Below are 19,711 nucleotides of genomic sequence, written 5' to 3' on the forward strand. Positions count from 1 at the left end.
CATGCGAGACATTTGCCAGCAGTTCATCGATGGGCAGTGGCGTGCAAGCGATGGCGGACGTGACCTGGACGTGGTCGATCCCTATCGGGAAACGGTCATCGCCAAGCTGCCCGCGGGCAACGCACGTGACGTCGACGCGGCGGTGCGCGCCGCCAGGGACGCACTGCCCGCTTGGCAGCGATTATCGGGCGAGGCCCGCGGGCGCTATCTGGAGGGACTGGCCGATGGCTTGGCCGAACGACATGCCGCATTGTGCCAAACGATCAGTCTCAATGGTGGCAAGCCGCTGGCCGAGAGCCAGCTGGATGTCGACGATGCGATTGCTTGCTACCGGTACTACGCCGATCTCGCCAGACAGCTGGATGCCCGCCAGGGCGAGCCAAGCGCGCAACCGGTGGCGGGTGTCCAGGTCCGTCGCTATTTCGATCCCATCGGCGTGGTGGGCTTGATCACGCCCTGGAACTTCCCCTTGGTGACGGCAGCCTGGAAGATCGCACCCGCGCTGGCGGCCGGTTGCTGCATCGTGTTCAAGCCCTCGGAGGTCGTGCCGATGCCGGAGCAGGCAATTGCCGATATCGCCCAAGCCATCGACCTGCCGCGCGGCGTGCTCAACCTCGTCAACGGTGACGGGCGCGGTATTGGCGAGGCGCTGACCCAGCACACCGGGATCGACAAGATATCCTTCACCGGCAGCAACCCGACCGGCGAGACGGTCATGCGCGTCGCGGCCACGGGAGTACGCAATGTCTCGCTCGAGCTGGGCGGCAAGTCCCCCATCACCGTGACCGAGGACGCGGATATCGCGCAGGCGGCGAGCCTCGTCATGAACGGTATTTTCGCCAATGCCGGTCAGATATGCTCAGCCACCTCGCGGTTGCTGGTCCACCAGGCCGTGGCCGAGGACCTGTACGCGGCGCTGAGCCGGCATATCGACGCCCTCGTCATGGGAGATCCGCTCGACGAGGCAACGACCCTCGGACCGCTCGTCAGCGACAAGCAGCGGACAACGGTCAACAGCTATCTGGCGTTCGCGAAGGATGAGGGACTGATCCCCGTGCGCGGGGCATCCCACCGCGAGATCCCCCGGCAGGGCTTTTTCGTGGCACCCACGCTGTTCCGCGACGTTCCCGTCGAAAGCCGTCTCTGGCAGGAAGAAATATTCGGCCCGGTCCTCTGCGCGCGCCAATTCGCCAGCGACGACGAGGCCATCGCCGTCGCCAACGACAGCGACTACGGCCTGGCGGCCAGCGTCGTCAGCGGCGGTCATGAACGGGCATCCGCCATCGCGCGGCATCTCACGGCGGGATCGATCTGGACCAACATGGACCAGGTAGCCCCACCCCAGGCAGCCTGGGGCGGTGGCAAGAAAAGCGGAATCGGCCGTGAACTCGGCCCTGAAGGCCTGGCTGCCTACCAGGAATTGAAGCAGGTGATGGCGCCCGTAGATACCTGAGCGCCCCACCGAAAGCGACGATCGCCGCCCGTGTCGCGGTCAGGTATTGAGGATCACGCCGCCGTTGAGATGCAGCGTCTGGCCGTTCATGTAGGAAGATTCCTCGCTGGCGAGGTAGACGTAGGCGGGGCCCATTTCGCTGGGCTGGCCGGCGCGGTCCATGGGTACCTGGCCCCCGAAGCCGGCGACCTTGTCCGCGTCGAAACTGGCGGGAATGAGGGGCGTCCACACCGGGCCGGGGGCGACGGCGTTGACGCGAATGTCGCGATCGACCAGTGACATCGCCAGCGAGCGGACCAGCCCCTGGATGGCGCCCTTGGTCGCCGTGTAGTCGATCAGCGTGTCGTTGCCCTTGAAGGCATTGACCGATGAGGTGGCGATGATGGTGTCGCCTTCGTGCATGTGCGGTAGCGCGTGCTTGGCCATGTAGAAATGGCTGAAGACGTTGGTCTGGAAGGTCTGCTGCAACTGGTCGTCGGGAATCTGCGTGACATCGTCCCAGTCGTACTGCTCGGCGGCGTTGTTGACCAGGATGTTGATCGCGCCGAAGCTCGCCAGCGTCGTATCGACCACATGGTGGCACAGCATCGGATCGCCGACATCGCCGTGCACCAGGACGCACTCACGCCCCTCAGCTTCGACCAGCGCCTGGGTATCCTCGGCGTCACGCGTTTCGTTGAGATAGACGACGACGCAATTGGCGCCCTCGCGGGCGAAATGCACCGCCACGGCGCGACCGATGCCGCTGTCGCCGCCGGTGATGATGGCGACCTTGCCGTCGAGCTTGCCGGTGCCGCGATAACTGTCGCGGATGTACTCTGGCTCGGGCCGCATGGCATGTTCATCGCCGGGCTGGTCGGCCTGTTCCTGCGCGGGGAAATGTTGCTCACCCATGACATTCGCTCCTTGAATGGTGGGAACTACCATGTCTCACCATAGAAGCCGCTAGCGCCCAGGCCAAGCGAAGCGCGCCGATCGACGCAAGCAGCGGATGAAGCCAACGGCGCGTATGCGTACACTACGCGCAGCGATCCCCTGCGCCACTTGCGAGGCTTACCGATGAGTTCCCACCTGCTTTCCGTCGATTCCCTGTCCCGCGATTACGTCGAGCACCTGATGCAGCTCGCCGGCCGCATGGAGCCCTTCGCCCAGCGGCGCCAGGTAACCCGTGTGCTGGAAGGCGCAGTGCTAGGCAACCTGTTTTTCGAGGCCAGCACGCGCACCCGCATCAGCTTTCACGCGGCGTTCTCGCGTCTCGGCGGTAGTGTCTGCGACACCACCGGTTTCACCTTCTCGTCGATGGCCAAGGGCGAGTCCCTCTACGACACCAGCCGCGTGATGGGCGGTTATGTCGATGCCGTCGTCCTGCGCCATCCCGACCAGGGCGCCGTGGCGGAATTCGCCGAGGCCACGCGGGTGCCGGTGATCAACGGCGGCGACGGCCCCGGCGAGCATCCCAGCCAGGCGCTGCTGGATCTGTACACCATCGAGAAGGAATTCGCGCGCCTGGGCAAACGCCTCGAAGGCGCACACTTCCTGCTCACCGGCGATCTCAAGCACGGCCGCACCGTACATTCCCTGATCAAGCTGCTGTCGCTGTTCGGCCCGCTACGCATCACGTTGGTATCACCGCCGGGGCTGGAAATGCCGCGTCACTTGATCGATCTGGTCACCTCGCGCGGGCATCGCGTGGAGCAGCGCGAGAGCTTGACCAATGATTTCGGCGACCTCGACGTGATCTACACCACGCGCATCCAGAAGGAACGCTTCACCGACGAGATGTCGGAGACCTTCGCCGGCATCTCCCAGGACTTCATCGTCGATCGCGCCTTCCTCGACCAGCGCTGCTCGCCGACCACCATCGTCATGCACCCTCTGCCACGCGACAGCCGCCCCGGCGCCAACGACCTCAACGTCGACCTCAATGGCGACCCGCGCCTGGCCATCTTCCGCCAGGCCGACAACGGCATTCCCATGCGCATGGCGATCTTCGCCAACCTGCTGCAAGTGGAGGATTACATCGAGCGCGACGCCCAGGACGTGCGCTGGTTCGTGCCGCCGACCTTCGGCGTCGACGACCGCACGTTGTAAGGCTGGGGCGCCCCACGCCGGAGCTGCATCTGGAGAGTTAATCATTCAGGGATAGTAGCTAAGCATGACACTGCGACCGGCCCCAGGCCGGTCGCGGTGCATCATGGCATGCGTTGCAGGAAGGTGTCGTCGGCGAAGAAGCTTTCCAGGATCAACTGCGCGGCGATGCCGTCCACGCCATCGTCGCGATAGTTGCCCCGGTGCCCGGCGTCGCGGGCGATGCGTTTGGCGGCGCGCGTGGAGCCGCGCTCGTCGAACACTTCCACCGGTTTGCCGAAGCGCCCATGCAGGCGGTTACCAAACTTGCGCGCGCGCTGGCTCATGTCCGACTCGGTGCCGTCCATGTTGAGGGGCAGCCCCACCACCAGCAGATCCGGCTGCCATTCTTTGAGTAACTGGCCGATCTGCTGCCAGTCGGGAATCCCGTTACGCGCGGGCAACGGGGCCAACGCCGTGGCACTGCCCAGCATTTCGTTGCCTACCGCCACGCCGATGCGCCGCGTGCCGAAATCGAAGGCCAGTACAAGCCGCTGCCCTGCCTCGGCCATCAGGAATGTCCCGCCTCGCGCGTCATCAGATTCAGATCGACGCCCAAAATGCCCGCCGCCGCGTTCAGGCGTTGCTCGGCATGCACGTCGAAGAGGATCGACGCGTCGCCTTCCACCGTCAGCCAGGTGTTCTGCTTGAGCTCGTCCTCGAGCTGGCCGGCCTGCCAAGCGGTGCAGCCCAGGCAGACGATGAAGTCGTCAGGGCCCCGGCCCTCGGCGATGGCCTTGAGCATATCCATGGAGGTCGTCAGGGCGAGGTCGTCAGCGACCTGCAGGCTGGAATCCCAGGGCAGGTTCGAACCGCGATGCAGAATGAAACCGCGATCCTTGTGGACCGGGCCGCCATAGTGAACCGGCAAGTCACGCTGCAGGCACTCCGAGGCATCCAGTTCGAGCTGCTCGAGCAGGGCATCTAGCGTCAGCTCCATGGGGCGATTGACGATCACGCCCATGGTGCCGTTGTCGTCATGGTCACATAGGTAAGTCAACGTCCCCTTGAAGTTAGGGTCGTCGAGATGCGGCATCGCCAGCAGAAAATGATGCTTCAAGCTTTGCATGAGCCTCCCGGGCGTCGAGGCGCGTCCCGCCTCTCGTTTACGCCGAAATTGGTGCTTGTCGCAGCGATTGTATCACTGCCCTTGCCGAACCTCGCCATCGTGGGATGGCAAGCGGCGCTCAAAAGCGCCGGGCAATGGCGTCCATCAATAATCCACCGATGTCGGTGCCGCGCTGGGCGTCGATCTCGCGCACGCAGGTGGGGCTGGTGACATTGATCTCGGTGATGTAATCGCCGATCACGTCGAGCCCAACGAAGATCAGCCCCTTGTCGAGGATCGCCGGCTTGACCTGCTCGATGAGCCAATAATCGCGGTCGGTGAGCTCGCGGGCCTCGCCGCGCCCGCCGGCCGCCAGGTTGCCGCGTGTCTCGCCAGCGCTGGGAATGCGCGCCAGGCCATAGGGCACCGGCTCGCCGTCGATCAGTAGGATGCGCGTATCGCCGGCCTTGATCTCGGGCAGATAACGCTGCGCCATGATCTGGCGCGTGCCGCGCTCGGTGAGCTGCTCGATGACAGAGCCCAGATTGCGGCCCTCCGGCGTGATATGAAAGATGCCGCTACCGCCCATGCCGTCCAGCGGTTTGAAGATCACATCGCCATGCTGGGCATGAAAATCGCGCAAGACGGCATCGTGGCACGAGACCACGGAGGGCGGGATGCAGTGCGGAAACTGCTGGGCGAAGAGCTTCTCGTTGCTGGTCAAAAGCGCCTGGGTGGGATTGACCACCAGCACGCCCTCGCGTTCGGCGAAGCCCAGCAAGTGCACGGCGTTGAGGAAGTGATCATCCACCGGCGGGTCCTGGCGCATCAGGATCACGTCGAGCTCCGCCAGCGGCGCGGCTTGCACTTCCTCGAGTCGATACCACGCCTCGGGGTCACGGTACGCCTCCAGCGCGCGCATGCGGCCCATGGCGCGCCCACCTTCCAGGTACAGGTCTTCCGGCTCGAGATAATAAAGCGACCAGCCGCGTTGCTGCGCGGCCCACAGCATGGCCAGGGTGGTGTCTTTCTTGTAGGCGATATCGGCGATGGGGTCCATCACCACGCCGAGCTTCAAGGCGCGCTCGCTCATGATCGGTCTTCCAGGCTAGGAATGAATGCGCGCAGTATGCCGCAGCGACCAGCGGAAGACCAAGGCGCCAGCAGCGTCTCAGCCGGACTGATGCGCGTCTATCGCCTCGCGCGTCAGGCGGATACCTTCTTCTTCGATGGTGATCAGCCGCTTCTTGTAGAGCCTGCCCACCGCCTGTTTGAAGGCGCTCTTGCTCACGCCCATGCGTGCCTTGATCTCGGCGGCGGGCGTCTTGTCGCCCAGCGCCACATACCCGCCATGGCAACGCAGCAGCTCCAGCACCTTGTCACCGACCACATCGAGCCCTGCCTCGCCGGGCGGTAGCATGGCCAAATCGAGGCGCCCGTCTTCGCGCACGCGCTTGATATAACCGGTCAGCCGTTGGCCGCGCCGAGGCGGATGGATGATGTCATCGGCGTACAGCAAGCCCCAATAGCGGTGATCGACCACCGCCTTGAAGCCCAGATCGGTACGCTCGGCGATCACCAGCGCGACGCGGTCGCCGGCTGTCATCTCCGGCGCCTCATCGGCCAGGAAGCGATCCAGACGCATCGACGCCACCGGCCGTCCTTGAGCGTCTTCGTACAACATAACCAGCACCCGCTTGCCGACCTCGGGACGAAAACGCTGCTCGGCGAACGGCAGCAACACATCCTTCGGCTGACCCCAATCGAGAAAAGCCCCGGTGGTATTGACCGCCACCACCTTGAGATACGCCACCTCACCGATACGCGCCAGGGGTGGGCGCGTCGAACTCGACGCACGCCGGCCGGGAGCGGAGGAACGCGGGGCGGGATCTGGGGAACGGGACATGATGGCGACCACTGACGAGAGATATGTCCTCATTATGACGCCGCCCGGCAATGCGAGCAAAGGGCGTTGTAGGGAGCGGCATCGACAACTGCCGGCAGGCGATGACGTACAGGACCGCCCCACCGCGCGCCGTCGTCTGACTAGTGACGGTTCACACCGGCACATCGGCTGCAAACGTTTACCGGGATGCCGACCGCAACTGCTACGGCGACGTATCTGGATTCGATGGAGAGCGGATCACGCCACCGCCGATTCCGTGGAAGATGGCAACCCATTGAGTCGCAGCACTCACCCCAAATCGCCGAAGTGATGCTGGAGCAGCGTAAGGGCGACGACGGGGGCGGTCTCGGTACGCAGGATGCGGGGGCCGAGGGTGAGAGCGGTGAAGTCGGCGGCGTGGGCGGCGTCGACTTCGTTGGGCGATAGTCCGCCTTCGGGGCCGACGAGCAGTGCGACGCGCGTGACGTCGCTGGCGTGTTGCCAGGCAGTGTCGGTGGAAGGATGCAGGACGAGGCGCAGCGTTTCGTCACGCGTTGCGAGCCAGGCGTCGAGCGTTTGCGGGGGATGCACGGTGGGCACGCGGCTGCGTCCGCATTGCTCGCAGGCGCTGACCGCGACGGCCTGCCAGTGGGCGAGCTTCTTGGCTTCGCGCTCACCCTTGAGGCGCACGTCGCCGTGCTCGGTGTAGAGCGGGGTGATGGCCGCGACGCCAAGCTCGGTGGCCTTCTGGATCGCGTAGTCCATGCGATCGCCCTTGGAGATCGCCTGGCCCAGGTGCACCGCCAGCGGCGACTCGGCGCCACTCTCGGTCACGGCGGTGACCCGCACGCGTACCTCGCGACGCCCCACACTGACGATCTCGGCCTCGGCTTCATGGCCCTCGCCATCGAACAGGCGCAATGCCGCGCCTTCACGCAGACGTAGCGCGCCCGCTACATGGCGCGAGGCACCTTCAGGCAGGGTGATTTCCGCTGCGGCGACCAACGTGGCCGCCACATGAATGCGCGGTCCGGCCATCGCTTACTGCACGTTCTCGGCGGCTTCGCTTTCGCGCTTCTTCTTCTGCGCGTACATCGCCTCGAAGTTGACCGGTGACAGCATCAGCGGCGGGAAGCTGCCGCGATTGACCAGGTTGTCGATGCACTCGCGCGCATAGGGGAACAGCATATTGGGGCAAAACGCGCCCAGGGTGTGGTCGAGCTGATCGTCGCTCAAGCCGGCGATGCGGAACAGACCGGCCTGCTCCACCTCGACGAGAAACGCCGTGGCGCCGTCTTCGTTGTTGGTGACCTGCGCCGTCACCTTGACCACGACCTCGTAGAGGTTTTCACCGACCTGTTCGCTGGTGGTGTTGAGATCGAGCCCCACCTTGGGCTTGAACGCGTTCTGGAACACGCTCGGCGCATTGGGCGACTCGAAGGAGACATCCTTGACGTAAATACGCTGCATGGAAAATTGCAGCTGGTTCTGCGTGTCGTTGCCACCTTGAGCGGCCTGATTGTTGTCTTCCGCCATGTTGCACTTCCTTTGACTTATCTATGCATGAGACGCGGGGCCCGGCGTGCGCCGCCCCGCCAGTGTATCGCTTACTTGCGGACCACCGGCAACTCATCGGACTGCCACTGGGTCATACCGCCCTTGAGCTTGGCCGCGCGGGTGAAGCCAGCCTGGGTCAACTGCCCCACGGCAGCGCCGGAGTGCTGGCCGTGCTGGCATACCACCACCACCGGCTTTTCCTTGTAGTCCTCGAGCTCTTTGAGGCGATCGCCCAAACGGCCCTTGGGAATATTGCGGGCACCGGCGATATGCCCCGCCTTGAAGTCCTTGACCTCGCGAATATCCAGAAACAGCCCCTCCTCGCGATTGATCAGCGAGGTGGCTTCGGACGGCGAGACGCCGCTGTTCGAGCCTTTCAGCTCGTAGGCGATCCATGCCACCAGTACCACCAGAAAAGCGCCTGACAGTAGCAGGTGGTTTTGCACGAATTCGAATAACTGATCGATCATGGGTGCGGATAACTCTCGTTGTGTGTCTGTCGGCGTCGTGTGCGCTCGGCGAACGCCGCATGCCCCGGCGGGCGCCTTAGTATACATGAGCCATGCGCGAGCGTCCGGCCCCACCGACGCGGCTGACGCTCTGTCGTGACTGCGTTATGATGCCGCAAGGAGACGTGAGTCGCGAACCCCGCAGCGGCACTGCCGCTTCATGGGGTCATCGGCTAGATGCGCCGATGCGACGCCCATCAGATTCCCGCGAGGCATGTTATGGCAGATACCCACACCCAGCGTCCCCGGCCCGTTGCGCTGTTGATCCTCGATGGCTACGGCCAGAACGATGACACCAAGTACAACGCCGTCTACAGCGCCAAGACGCCGGTCATGGACGCGCTGAAACAACGCTACCCCTCCGCCTTGCTGCACACCGATGGCAAGTACGTCGGGCTGCCCGACGGCCAGATGGGCAACTCCGAAGTCGGCCACATGAACCTCGGCGCCGGACGTATCGTCTATCAGGACTTCACGCGTATCACCAAGGCCATTGAAGACGGTGAACTGGCCTCCAACACCGCGCTGACGGCGCCCATCGACGCCGCTGTGGCCGCCGGTCGCGCCGTGCATCTACTCGGTTTGCTCTCGCCAGGCGGCGTACACAGCCACGAGGATCACATCCTCGCCGTGGCTGCGCTGGCCGCCGAACGTGGCGCCAAGCACGTCTATCTGCATGCCTTCCTCGACGGTCGCGATACCGCGCCCAAGAGCGCCCGCCCCTCGCTGGAACGTGCCAATGCACGGCTCGCCGAGCTGTTCGGTGCCGATAACGCCTACGTCGCTTCGATCGTCGGCCGTTACTACGCCATGGACCGCGACAATCGCTGGGACCGTGTCGAGCAAGCCTATCGCGTCATCGTCGAGGGTGAAGGCAAGCAGGTCGCCACCAGTGCCGAGGCCGGGCTGGACGCCGCCTACGAACGTGACGAAACCGACGAATTCGTCGCCGCCACCAGCATCCGCCCGCAAGGCGAGCCGGTGCGCATGGCCGACGGCGACGCCGCGCTGTTCCTGAACTTCCGCGCCGACCGCGCCCGCGAGCTGACCCGCGCCTTCGCCGAGGACGACTTCAGCGGCTTTACTCGCCAGGCACGGCCCAAGCTGGCTCACGAAGGGCTGGTGATGCTCACCGAGTACGCCGCGAACATTCCGGCGCCGGTGGCCTTTCCGCCCACCGACCTGGTCAACACCTTGGGCGAGACCGTCGCCAAGCGCGGGCTGAAGCAGCTACGCATCGCCGAGACCGAGAAGTACGCCCACGTCACCTTCTTCTTCTCCGGCGGCCGCGAAGACGAGTTCGACGGCGAGACTCGCGAACTGATTCCCTCGCCGCAGGACGTCAAGACGTACGACGAGAAGCCGGAGATGAGCGCTTACGAGCTTACCGACAAGCTGGTCGCGGCCATTGATGCCGGCACGTACGATCTGGTGGTGTGCAACTACGCCAACGGCGACATGGTCGGCCACAGCGGCGACTTCGATGCCGCGGTCAAGGCCATCGAGGCGGTGGATATCTGCCTGGGCCGGGTGATCGACGCCATCGAGCGTGCCGGCGGCGAGTGTCTGGTCACCGCCGATCACGGCAATGCCGAGCAGATGGTGCATCCCGAGACCGGCAACCCGCAAACAGCGCACACTACCTTTCAGGTGCCGCTGGTCTATGTCACGCCACGCGCCGGCGCCACGCTGGCGGATGACGGCAGCCTGTGCGATTTGGCCCCGACCCTGCTGACGATGATGCACGAGCCGGTGCCCGAGGAAATGACCGGCCGCGTGCTGATCGATACGCCCTGAACGGTGTGCGTGTATTGCGGAGTCGGCGTATGACGGCGCCAACGTCTAGCAAGCGAATCGCCATGGCCTGTGCCATGGCGATCTCGTGTGCGTGGCTTTCACTGGGCGCGCCCGGCGTCTGGGCGCAGAACTCGCCGGAGGCGGTCAAACGTCAACTCGAAGCCCTAGGCAGTGACATCGAGAACGCCGAGTCGCGCCTCGAGGGCACCCGCGATGAACGCGATAGCGCACAGAACGAATTACGCGAGGTGGAAACCGAGCTGGCCGATACCCAACAGCGGCTGACCGGCCTGCAACGCGAGCAGGATCAACTCGACCAGGAAGTCGCCGAGCTCAAGCAGCAGCGCCAGACCCTCGAGGAAGAACGCCGCCAGCAACGCGCTGCGCTGGCCACACAACTCAACGCGCTATACCGGCTCGGCCCCACGCCACAGCTCAAACTGCTGCTCAATCAGACCGACCCCGCGCGGCTGGACCGCCTTCAGCAGTATCTCAATCATCTCAACCAGGCGCGTCAGCAACGCCTCGACGCCCTGGCCAAGCTCGAGGATCAGCTCGACGAAACGCAAAGCGCACTACAGTCACACCAAGAGCGCCTAGACGACCTCGCCAGCGAGCTCACCGAGCGTCGCGAAACGCTCAGCGATCAACGCAGCGAACGCGAAGCCATCCTCTCGAAGTACAAGGAGCGCTACACCTCCCAGCAAGCCAAGCTGGCCGCGCTCACCGATAACCGCGAGGACGCTCAGCAACTGCTCGAACGGATGCAAGCCAAGCTCGAACGCCTCGACCAACCGCCGCCCTCCACGGACATCGACCAAACCCGGGGCGAGCTACCCTGGCCGGTGCAGGGCGACATGCTCGCCACCTACGGCAACGGCGACGGCGTCGACCGCAACGGCATGCTCATCGGCGCCGAGGCGGGGACACCGGTCTCCGCCGTACACGCCGGCCGCGTGGTCTTTGCCAACTGGATGCGCGGTTTCGGCAACCTGTTGATCGTCGATCATGGCGACAATGTCATGACGCTCTACGCCCACCTGCAACGTTTCGATGTCGAGGTCGGCGCTCAGGTCACGCGTGGCGACACCCTCGCCGCCGTCGGCGACAGTGGCGGTCGCGACAGCCCCGCGCTGTATTTCGAAGTGCGCAAGGATGGCGACCCCATCGACCCCAGTGACTGGATTGCCCGGCGCTGAACGTCCGCCGCGCTGGATTGCGCCGCCCCATAAAAGCTATGCTGGACTCTCGGCGCGCGCAGGTTAATCTTCGCGCTGCCATAGCCCTGCCCTTGAGGCCGACCGACACCAGTCCGTTCCGCCGCGTTGTGGAGACAGCATGACCGCAAGCCAACCTCGTTCCCCGCGTCTCATCGTTCGTCACTTGCTAGCAATGGGCATGGCCCTGGTGATCGGTGCGCTAACCCTGCCGCTGCCGGCGTACGCCCAGCAAAACGCTCAGCCGCCGGCCGACAATGACGCTCTTCCTGTGGAAGACGTGCAGACCTTCGCCGAGGTCTTCGAGCGCATCAAGCGCACCTATGTCGACGAAGTCGACGATACGACCCTGATGCGCAACGCCATTCGCGGCATGCTCGGCGAGCTCGACCCGCACTCCGCCTACCTCGACAAGGACGACTTCGAAGCGCTGCGCGAAACCACCGAGGGCGAATTCAGCGGCGTCGGCATCGAAGTCGGTATGCAAGAGGGTCAGTTGACGATCATCGCGCCTCTCGACGATACCCCCGCCGCGCGCGCCGGGCTCCAGGCGCAGGACCGCATCCTGCGCATCGACGACACGCCCACCGAGAGCATGTCGCTGCAGGAAGCCGTGGACATGATGCGCGGCGACGAAGGTGAGGATATCCGCCTGACCATCATGCGCGAGGGCGAGGATGCGCCGCGCAACGTCACCCTGACGCGCGAGACCATCCAGACCGAGAGCGTCAAACACGAGCTACTAGCGCCGGGCTATGGCTACCTGCGCATCAGCCAGTTCCAGAATCGCACCGGTGAGCAGGCCCGCGATGCCATCGCCTCACTGCGTGACGAAGGCGAGCTCAAGGGGCTGGTGCTCGATCTGCGCAACAACCCCGGCGGTGTGCTCGACAGTGCCGTCGACGTCGCCGACCTGTTCCTCGACAGCGGCTTGATCGTCTACACCGAAGGTCGCCTGCCGGACAGCGACATGCGCTTCTCGGCCTCTACCCAGACCAGTGCCCCGGACGTGCCCATGGTGGTACTGATCAACGGCGGCAGTGCCTCGGCAGCTGAGATCGTCGCCGGCGCGCTGCAGGACCAGCAACGCGCCGTGCTGATGGGCACCGAAAGCTTCGGCAAAGGCTCCGTCCAACAGGTGCTACCGCTGAACAACGGCGATGGCCTGAAGCTGACCACCGCGCTCTACTACACACCGGATGGCCGCTCGATCCAGGCTCAAGGCATCGAGCCGGATGTCGACGTGGTGCGTGGCCGTCTCGAAGTCGCCGAAGGCAGCGGCCTCAACATCCGCGAGGCGGATCTCGAGAACCACCTGCGCAACATCAACGGCGACACCGAACGCACCGAGCGCGAAGCCTCACTCGCCGAAAGCGACTACCAGCTCGGCGAAGCCCTCAACCTACTCAGGGCCCTCAACGTTCTGCCGCGTGCGCAGGGCAGCAACTAACACTCCATCCGCGCCCTGAAACGCAAACGCCCCCGTGCTGTTTGAACTGCACGGGGGCGTTTTCTTCGGGAGGCCTTACGCCAGCATCCCAAAAGGTAAACAGGACAGTCAGGAACATTCTCGCATGAACACTTATCTACTCGTACATGGCGCGTGGCACGGCGCTTGGTGCTGGCATAAAGTCATTCCGGGCCTGGAAAAAGCAGGGCAGCGCGTCATTGCACCCGACTTGCCCAGCCTTGGTGCCGACAAGACCCCCGCCTCAGAGATCGGTCTCTATACATGGGTCGACCATATTTGCGAACAGCTAGACCGCTTGGACGAGCCGGTGATTCTGGTAGGTCATAGTCGGGGAGGCATCGTCATTAGTCAGGTGGCTGAAAAGCGGCCTGACAAAATCAAGTCGCTCGTCTACTTATCGGCCTTCATGGTCCCCAACGGCGAGTCTTTAAAAAGCACCGCCAACTTGCCGGTCAACTCAGACTCCATCGCTTCACCCAATATGGAAATCGATGCGGAGGCGGGCCAGGTAACCATCAAGGATGAATTGATCAAGGACGCGTTTTACCACCTCTGCTCTGAGGAGGATGTCGCGCTCGCTCGATCCCTGCTGCAACCAGAGGCGTTGGCACCGCTGATGACAAAGGTGGCCATCACTGAGAAAAACTTTGGAAGCGTTCCTCGGGTTTATATCGAGCTTCTCCAAGACAAGGCCGTCACATTGCCCTTGCAGCGATATTTCCAGCAGCAACTGCCATGTGACCGCATCATCACCATAGACAGCGATCATTCACCGTTTTTCTGCCGCCCCCAGGAAGTTATCGACGCGCTTCTGAGCCTATGAGCGGAACGGCTCGCCTTCTGCCGCACGCACACTGCCGCGCCTGAAACGCAAACGCCCCCGCGCCGTGATTTGAAGTAAACGGCGCGGAGGCGTTTTGTTTAGGGTCTTCCTTGCACATGTAAAGTGACCGTTTTACACTGCCTGCATGGACATACGTACACGCTTGCTCGAGACCGCCGAGCAACTCTTCGAACGACACGGCTTCGCCGCCACCGGCATGGACCGGCTGACGAGCGCTGCGGGCATCTCGAGCCGCACGCTCTACAAGCACGTCGGCAACAAGAACGGCCTGATCGCCGCCGTCCTGAACGAGCGCGACCGCCGCTTCCATCGGCTGGTGGAGGCCGACAGCATCGACGCCTTGTTCGCCGCGCTGGAAACCTGGTTCGGCCAGGCTGGCGCCCGGGGTTGCCTGTTTCTGCGCGCCTGGGGGGAAACCGGCGGCGGCGTGCCCGAAATCGCCGAGGCGATGGAGCGGCACAAGCAGCGCCTGCGGGAGCGGATCGACGCCATCGTCCTCGCGGAGATCGGCCGGCACGACGACGACCTCGTCGAGGCGATTCAATTGCTGTTCGAAGGCGCGACCCACGCGGCGACGTATCGCGGCGAGGCCGCCGCCGATGCCGCTCGCCGCGCGGCGCACCGCCTGGCCGGTCTCGCGCGGATCGCGTAACGGCGGCACTCGAATCGAACGCTAGCGGCTCGCCAACCGCCACCAGCGACACCGCCGAGCGCTGACCGGACGAGCGTCATCGGGTACAGACGGCCGGCGCCTGCGCCGGGGGCTCGTTACGCCCATAGTGAAAACGATCGTTTTACATTCAGCAACACGATGCCGGCCACGGGCCGAGGGGAGTACACCGCATGACGCGCACCGAATTCCGCCTGATCGTCGCCGGCACCATGCTGATCGGCACCACCTACGGCCTGGCACGCTTCGCCTACGGGCTGTTCCTGCCCAGCATGCGCGAGGAAGTCGGCTTGAGCGCGACCCTGGCCGGCATCATCGGCAGCGGCGCCTATGTCGGCTACTGCCTCGCCATCGTGCTCAGCGCGCTGCTGGTGGAACGCTTCGGGCCACGCCGGATCGCCGTCGCTGCTGCCCTGATTGCGGCAGTAGGCATGGCGGGCATCGCCGCCAGCACACAGGCGATATGGCTGGCCGGCGCCGTGCTGCTCGCCGGGACGAGCACCGGCCTGGCCTCACCGCCCATGGCGCAGGCGGTGTCCCGCGCGATTACCGCGCCTCGGCAAGGGCGGGCCAACACCGTCATCAATGCCGGTACCAGCCTGGGCGTCGCCGTCTCGGGGCCGGTCGCGTTCATCGCCACCGGCCAGTGGCGGCTCGCCTACGCCGCCTTTGCCGTCGCCGCGTTGCTCAACGCCCTGCTGTTGTTGATCAGCGTGCCACGCACCAGCGCCAGCGATACCGCCAAGGCGACCGATGGCCAGGACGACGACCGCTCCGGCGGGCTCTGGCGGCCCCGCGCATTGACGCTGATCGCCGCAGCCACCGGCATGGGCATGGCCAGCGCCGCCTTCTGGACCTTCTCGAGCGAGGTGGTCATCACACTGGGGCACTTCGAGCAGGCCACAGCCAACATCGCCTGGATCCTGATCGGCGTCGCGGGCTTGGTGGGTGGCGCGGCGGGCGACCTGATCGCGCGCTTCGGCCTCAACACCGTGCATCGCGGCAGTCTCGCGGCGATGGCCGGTGCGCTCGGGCTGCTGGTACTCAGCCCCTCGAACCTGGCGGCGGTGTTCGTCTCGGGCGCACTGTTCGGCGCGGCCTACATCATGCTGACCGGCGTCTATCTCGTCTGGGGCATCCGGCTGTATGCGGACCGCCCCGCCATCGGGCTGGGGCTCCCCTTTTTAATGATCGCCGTGGGGCAGATCGTCGGCTCGCCCCTCGCGGGCTACCTGATCGGCAGCCGAGGATACCTCGTCTGCTTCATCACCTTTGCGCTGATCGCGGTGGCCACGGCGCTCATCGGCGACAGGACCACCGAGCGCGCGGCGCTCCAACCGGCTTCCACTTCCCCCTGACATCGATGTTCCCGACAGATGCAGCGGCACTCACGGGACCTGTCAGGTTCTTGAAGGCAACGCGAGAAGGAGAAGGTATGCATAACGAGGCGCAGTATCGCAAAAGCGAGCGAGACGAGCGTTCACCCGACGACCGGGCCGAGCATGAGCAGGCGCTGAAGGTGATGTACATGCCGGCGATGCCGCCTACCGGGCTCTTCGTCTGGAGCAGGAAGACACTCCAGCGACTGCTGGAAAAGGTACGCTCCTGATGCACTTGGAGGCACACAGCACGAGACGGCATCCCCTGTGGGCATGACCCGCAGGGGATGCCGGTTTTTTACGGCGGACTAAGCGTCGATTTTCCACTTTCCCCTGATAGCAGGAGCTCACAATGACAGGTGCAACGGCACTCGTGGTTCTCGCCTCACTTTGCTGGGGTTTATCGGGCGGCATCGGCGGCATGCTCATGGCGGACGACTGGGACGCGTTCGTCGTGTCGTTCTACCGGGGCGCCATCGGCCTAGTGTTCGTGCTGGGCTGGCTGGCGATCCGCCCGCGCCACAGCGGGTTGAGCAACCCTCGCCTATGGGGCTGGTCGGCGGTGGCCGGTCTGGGGGTCGCGGGCAACTTCGCGTTTTACTTCCTCAGCATCTCGCAGGGCAGCGTCGCGGTGGCGGCGACCCTGATGTACTCGGCGCCGATCTTCGTCTACCTGCTCTCGTTCGTGCTCAAGCTCGAAAAACCCACGCCGCTGAAGTGGGCCGCCATCGTGGTGGTGATGCTTGGCATCGTGCTGCTGACACGCATCTATGACGTCGGCGCGGGCGGGATCACCCTGCTCGGGGTGGGCGCCGGGCTGCTGGCCGGGGTCTCCTACGCGGTATTCATCTTCGGGTTCAAGTACGCGGCACCGCACGGCAGCCCGCAGGCCATTCTGGTGATCGCCTTCGCGGTTCTCGCCGTGCTCCTGGCCGGCCTCGGCGATACCAGCCAAACCCTGGACGTGCTGCATACACCGGACTGGCCGCTGTTCGTCACGCTGGGGATACTCGGCGCCGGGCTCTCGTTCATCTTCTACGTCAACGGCCTGCACCACACCGCCCCGGCCGTGGCCTCCATCGTCGCCATGGTCGAACCCGTCACCGCCTCGCTCTTTGGTGTCGTGGTCCTCGGCGAAAGCCTGGTCAGCATTCAGATCGTCGGGATGGTGCTGATCCTCGCCACGGTGACCGCGCTGAGCGTCTACTCGAGTCCCAAGGAATGAGTCGGGGGCGGGGAATCCATGTAGCCGATGGAACACCCCGCCGCCATCCTGATGTCACCTGGTACTGGCGGCTAGACGCGCCCCCAAGGCAACGAACATGGCACCAAGGCCGCGATCCATCCACATTCCCACTCGCGGACTTGCCTTCAAGAAAGCACCCAGCTTTGCTCCCATCATCACCAAAGGGGGCTCGATAAAAGCCGCCACCACGATAATCAAGCTGCCATGCAAGAACAGCTGGGCGCCCACCGGCCCGGCGCCTGCCACGACGAATTGCGGCAAGAAGGCGAGGAAGAAGATGGCCACTTTGGGGTTCAGCGCGGACACCAGCACACCTTGCCAATAGACCGACTGCGCCTTTACATCATGTCTTCCACTATTGGAAACGAAAGAGTCACCCTTCGATAAAAGCATTTTGACGCCGAGCCATATCAAATAGGCAGCCCCTACCCACTTGATCACCGAAAACGCCAACGCCGATGTGGCCAGAATGGCCGACAGGCCCGCCGCCGCCATGGCCACATGCAATGCCGTTCCTGACCACCCCCCGAGCATCGCAGCGAACCCATGTCGACGTCCGCTGCGTAGCGTCTGGCCTAGCATGAACGCGATATCGGGCCCCGGAGAAAGGTTCAGAAGCACCGCCGCTGACAAAAACGCCAGCCAATGCACCAACGTATAATCGAACATATCGAGCTTCCCTTTATTTCTACGTCAACGGCTTGTGTCCAAAAGCCCAAAAGGTGAGCGTAGCGAATCAAAATCGCTTATGTCTCATCACTTGGCAGCCCGATCAGGTCGGTAACGCCCACATCAATGCCCAACTGGGTAAGAAGCGTTGTAGTCTGGCCACGATGATGTGTCTGATGGTTAAAGAAATGTGAAAGGGCAAACCAAAGCGGATATCGCCGAGGCACGGGATTTACTATGCCGGTATAGATCAAGTCTTCGTCTAAATCTTGCGGAGAAAGCGAGGCGACCCATTCGACGATGCGGTTGTCCTCAGCCTCGCGCTCGCTTCGAAGCACATCGAAGTCTGAGTAGAGCTCATGATCTAGTGACGTGATATGGAATGGCTTACCCGTAAACCGCCCCATCCAGACCCGGTCAGTAAGTAGCAAATGGTTAAGAGTGCCATGAATCGATTTGAAAAAGGCACCCATATCGCGCTTTCGCTTCTCATCTGACAATCCAGAGCAGCACTCGTAGATTTTCTGATTCATCCAGCGGTTATATCGCGCCATCGTTTGAATATGCATTTGGCTTACGTCCTCATCTGTCTCGCCGCCCAACGCCGCAGAGACCTCATCTGGACACTCAGCAAGGCTGCCAACGCCAGAGTTCAATGCGCCTTCGCGCTGATCGCGGTGGCCTCGGCTCTCCTCGGGTATAGCACCGCTGGGGACGAAGTGCTATCCGGCGTCACGCCTCATGAGGCGGACGTGAATTCGATGCGACCCGCCAAACGCATCAGCTCGCCTTTTGCCGGCGTGACCACCGTGCGCGCCTGACGCGCTTCAAGATCCAGCACATGCACGATGGTGCTGCCGATATGCTCTTGCCAAGAAAGCATGATCAAGCCATCACGCAGTGCCACGGCGTCGTAATCGACCGTATCAGCGAAGCCGATGTTATCACCGGCAACGATCTCCACGGTGAGCTTGTTTTGCGTCTCAATGGTGATTCGTGGCGTAAAGGCTGGGAACTGGATCTCCAGCACATCACCCACGCGCAGTGATGGCAAAGCCTCGGGCTCCATATTTACTCCTGCTTGCAGAAAGCACCCGTCCACGCGTAGCGCACAATCAGGCCTTCATTGGTCGCAGCGAATGTCGGCCTCACACGCGACCTCAAAGTTCACCGAATTCGCAATGAAGCATAGCGAATGCGCTTTCTCATGAAGAGATTTCGCCAGCTCACTATCGTCATTTTGGCCGATGCCGACGGTGGGCTTGAGTGTCACTTTATCGAAATGACCGCCGCCACTTTTGGTCTCAACCATGCGCCCTTCGGCGTTGTCCTCGTAACTCGATACCGTGATGCCGGCATCAGCGCACAGATGTAGATACCAGAGCATGTGGCATGCAGAGAGCGAGCTCAGCAACAGCTCCTCCGGATTATAACGAGACGAGTCTCCAAGAAATGCCGGATCCGCCGACCCGGCGATTGTTGGTTTGTCACCGCAGGTTATTTCATGATCGCGCGAGAAGGCGCGATAGTGCTTTGTACCTTCGCCTGAATTACCGGTCCAGACGACGGTAACAGAATAGTTGTGCTCACCTTTTTGTGGCATCGATGACCTCCCATCTAGATAATTGATTCGCTAGCGCCTCATCCAAGTTCATTTTTGAAACGCGGCAGCACTTTTAGCGATAGCTTTTAATAAACTGTTAAACACTCTCTAGTTCAACCAGAGCTTCATTCCTTCATGCGACGCTTTAAAACCAAGCTTCTCGTAAAAACGAATTGCATCTGGCCTTTTCTTATCACTGGTTAATTGGACGATCAGGCAGTCTTTTTCCTTAGCTC

The 19,711-nt window shown here is 63.3% G+C and carries 22 protein-coding genes; 10 read left to right on the forward strand and 12 right to left on the reverse strand.

Features of this window, described 5'->3' with window-relative positions; all coding sequences use genetic code 11:
• The first annotated feature begins 1 nt into the window (after position 1).
• Positions 2 to 1,453: an aldehyde dehydrogenase family protein gene (locus L1075_RS14725; protein WP_246942562.1), complete on the forward strand. Its 1,452-nt coding sequence runs from the start codon at positions 2 to 4 to the stop codon at positions 1,451 to 1,453.
• 39 nt (positions 1,454 to 1,492) lie between these two features.
• Here L1075_RS14725 and L1075_RS14730 read toward each other — a convergent pair whose 3' ends face one another.
• Positions 1,493 to 2,347: an SDR family oxidoreductase gene (locus tag L1075_RS14730; RefSeq protein ID WP_040240515.1), complete on the reverse strand. Its 855-nt coding sequence runs from the start codon at positions 2,345 to 2,347 to the stop codon at positions 1,493 to 1,495.
• Positions 2,348 to 2,512: 165 nt separating this feature from the next.
• On the opposite strand from L1075_RS14730, the gene pyrB reads away from it, so the two are divergent.
• Entirely contained in the window at positions 2,513 to 3,544 is a 1,032-nt protein-coding gene (gene pyrB / locus L1075_RS14735) for an aspartate carbamoyltransferase (RefSeq protein ID WP_246942563.1), read from the forward strand.
• 101 nt (positions 3,545 to 3,645) lie between these two features.
• Here pyrB and ruvX read toward each other — a convergent pair whose 3' ends face one another.
• From ruvX to L1075_RS14770, 7 genes are all read right to left on the reverse strand, one after another.
• Entirely contained in the window at positions 3,646 to 4,092 is a 447-nt protein-coding gene (ruvX, locus tag L1075_RS14740; RefSeq protein WP_246942565.1) for a Holliday junction resolvase RuvX, read from the reverse strand.
• A complete protein-coding gene (locus tag L1075_RS14745; RefSeq protein WP_246942567.1) occupies positions 4,092 to 4,649 on the reverse strand; it encodes a YqgE/AlgH family protein in 558 nt (185 codons plus the stop codon). The genes ruvX and L1075_RS14745 overlap by 1 nt, the downstream gene beginning before the upstream one ends.
• A 118-nt stretch (positions 4,650 to 4,767) precedes the next feature.
• Complete coding sequence (gshB, locus tag L1075_RS14750) at positions 4,768 to 5,721, reverse strand: glutathione synthase (RefSeq protein WP_040240501.1); 954 nt, start codon at positions 5,719 to 5,721, stop codon at positions 4,768 to 4,770.
• Positions 5,722 to 5,799: 78 nt separating this feature from the next.
• Positions 5,800 to 6,534: a CvfB family protein gene (locus L1075_RS14755; protein WP_040240936.1), complete on the reverse strand. Its 735-nt coding sequence runs from the start codon at positions 6,532 to 6,534 to the stop codon at positions 5,800 to 5,802.
• Between the two features lie 288 nt (positions 6,535 to 6,822).
• Positions 6,823 to 7,551 carry a 16S rRNA (uracil(1498)-N(3))-methyltransferase gene (locus L1075_RS14760; protein ID WP_075368543.1) on the reverse strand — a complete coding sequence of 243 codons (729 nt, stop codon included), beginning with the start codon at positions 7,549 to 7,551 and terminating at the stop codon, positions 6,823 to 6,825.
• A 3-nt stretch (positions 7,552 to 7,554) separates the two neighbouring features.
• Positions 7,555 to 8,049: a protein-export chaperone SecB gene (gene secB, locus L1075_RS14765; RefSeq protein WP_040240498.1), complete on the reverse strand. Its 495-nt coding sequence runs from the start codon at positions 8,047 to 8,049 to the stop codon at positions 7,555 to 7,557.
• A 71-nt stretch (positions 8,050 to 8,120) separates the two neighbouring features.
• Positions 8,121 to 8,540, reverse strand: coding sequence for a rhodanese-like domain-containing protein (locus L1075_RS14770; RefSeq protein ID WP_040240497.1), 420 nt, complete (start codon positions 8,538 to 8,540; stop codon positions 8,121 to 8,123).
• Positions 8,541 to 8,798: 258 nt separating this feature from the next.
• On the opposite strand from L1075_RS14770, the gene gpmI reads away from it, so the two are divergent.
• The 8 genes from gpmI to L1075_RS14810 all read left to right on the forward strand — a co-directional run bounded on the left by gpmI (position 8,799) and on the right by L1075_RS14810 (position 17,182).
• Positions 8,799 to 10,376, forward strand: coding sequence for a 2,3-bisphosphoglycerate-independent phosphoglycerate mutase (gene gpmI / locus L1075_RS14775; protein WP_246942569.1), 1,578 nt, complete (start codon positions 8,799 to 8,801; stop codon positions 10,374 to 10,376).
• 29 nt (positions 10,377 to 10,405) lie between these two features.
• A complete protein-coding gene (locus L1075_RS14780; RefSeq protein ID WP_082021240.1) occupies positions 10,406 to 11,575 on the forward strand; it encodes a murein hydrolase activator EnvC family protein in 1,170 nt (389 codons plus the stop codon).
• 193 nt (positions 11,576 to 11,768) lie between these two features.
• Entirely contained in the window at positions 11,769 to 13,043 is a 1,275-nt protein-coding gene (locus tag L1075_RS14785) for a S41 family peptidase (RefSeq protein WP_052444931.1), read from the forward strand.
• Between the two features lie 124 nt (positions 13,044 to 13,167).
• Complete coding sequence (locus L1075_RS14790; protein ID WP_246942571.1) at positions 13,168 to 13,887, forward strand: alpha/beta fold hydrolase; 720 nt, start codon at positions 13,168 to 13,170, stop codon at positions 13,885 to 13,887.
• 163 nt (positions 13,888 to 14,050) lie between these two features.
• A complete protein-coding gene (locus L1075_RS14795; protein WP_245846296.1) occupies positions 14,051 to 14,560 on the forward strand; it encodes a TetR/AcrR family transcriptional regulator in 510 nt (169 codons plus the stop codon).
• A 191-nt stretch (positions 14,561 to 14,751) separates the two neighbouring features.
• On the forward strand, positions 14,752 to 15,936 hold the full coding sequence (locus tag L1075_RS14800) for an MFS transporter (RefSeq protein ID WP_246942573.1): 1,185 nt from the start codon (positions 14,752 to 14,754) through the stop codon (positions 15,934 to 15,936).
• A 77-nt stretch (positions 15,937 to 16,013) separates the two neighbouring features.
• The gene (locus L1075_RS14805) at positions 16,014 to 16,187 is read left to right on the forward strand and encodes a hypothetical protein (RefSeq protein WP_175575842.1); all 174 of its coding nucleotides are present in this window, start codon (positions 16,014 to 16,016) and stop codon (positions 16,185 to 16,187) included.
• A 122-nt stretch (positions 16,188 to 16,309) separates the two neighbouring features.
• Entirely contained in the window at positions 16,310 to 17,182 is an 873-nt protein-coding gene (locus tag L1075_RS14810) for a DMT family transporter (protein ID WP_246894694.1), read from the forward strand.
• 54 nt (positions 17,183 to 17,236) lie between these two features.
• Here the strand turns inward: L1075_RS14810 and L1075_RS14815 are convergent, their stop codons facing one another.
• From L1075_RS14815 to L1075_RS14830, 4 genes are all read right to left on the reverse strand, one after another.
• Positions 17,237 to 17,872, reverse strand: a complete 636-nt coding sequence (locus L1075_RS14815; RefSeq protein WP_246942574.1) for a LysE family translocator — start codon at positions 17,870 to 17,872, stop codon at positions 17,237 to 17,239.
• 77 nt (positions 17,873 to 17,949) lie between these two features.
• Positions 17,950 to 18,441 carry a DinB family protein gene (locus tag L1075_RS14820; protein WP_246942576.1) on the reverse strand — a complete coding sequence of 164 codons (492 nt, stop codon included), beginning with the start codon at positions 18,439 to 18,441 and terminating at the stop codon, positions 17,950 to 17,952.
• Positions 18,442 to 18,611: 170 nt separating this feature from the next.
• Positions 18,612 to 18,941, reverse strand: a complete 330-nt coding sequence (locus L1075_RS14825) for a MoaF-related domain-containing protein (protein WP_075368535.1) — start codon at positions 18,939 to 18,941, stop codon at positions 18,612 to 18,614.
• Between the two features lie 54 nt (positions 18,942 to 18,995).
• Positions 18,996 to 19,475, reverse strand: coding sequence for an OsmC family protein (locus tag L1075_RS14830; protein ID WP_075368534.1), 480 nt, complete (start codon positions 19,473 to 19,475; stop codon positions 18,996 to 18,998).
• Positions 19,476 to 19,711 lie beyond the last annotated feature (236 nt).

The organism is Chromohalobacter beijerinckii (assembly GCF_023061185.1).
In the GTDB taxonomy this organism is placed as follows: Bacteria; Pseudomonadota; Gammaproteobacteria; order Pseudomonadales; family Halomonadaceae; genus Chromohalobacter; species Chromohalobacter beijerinckii.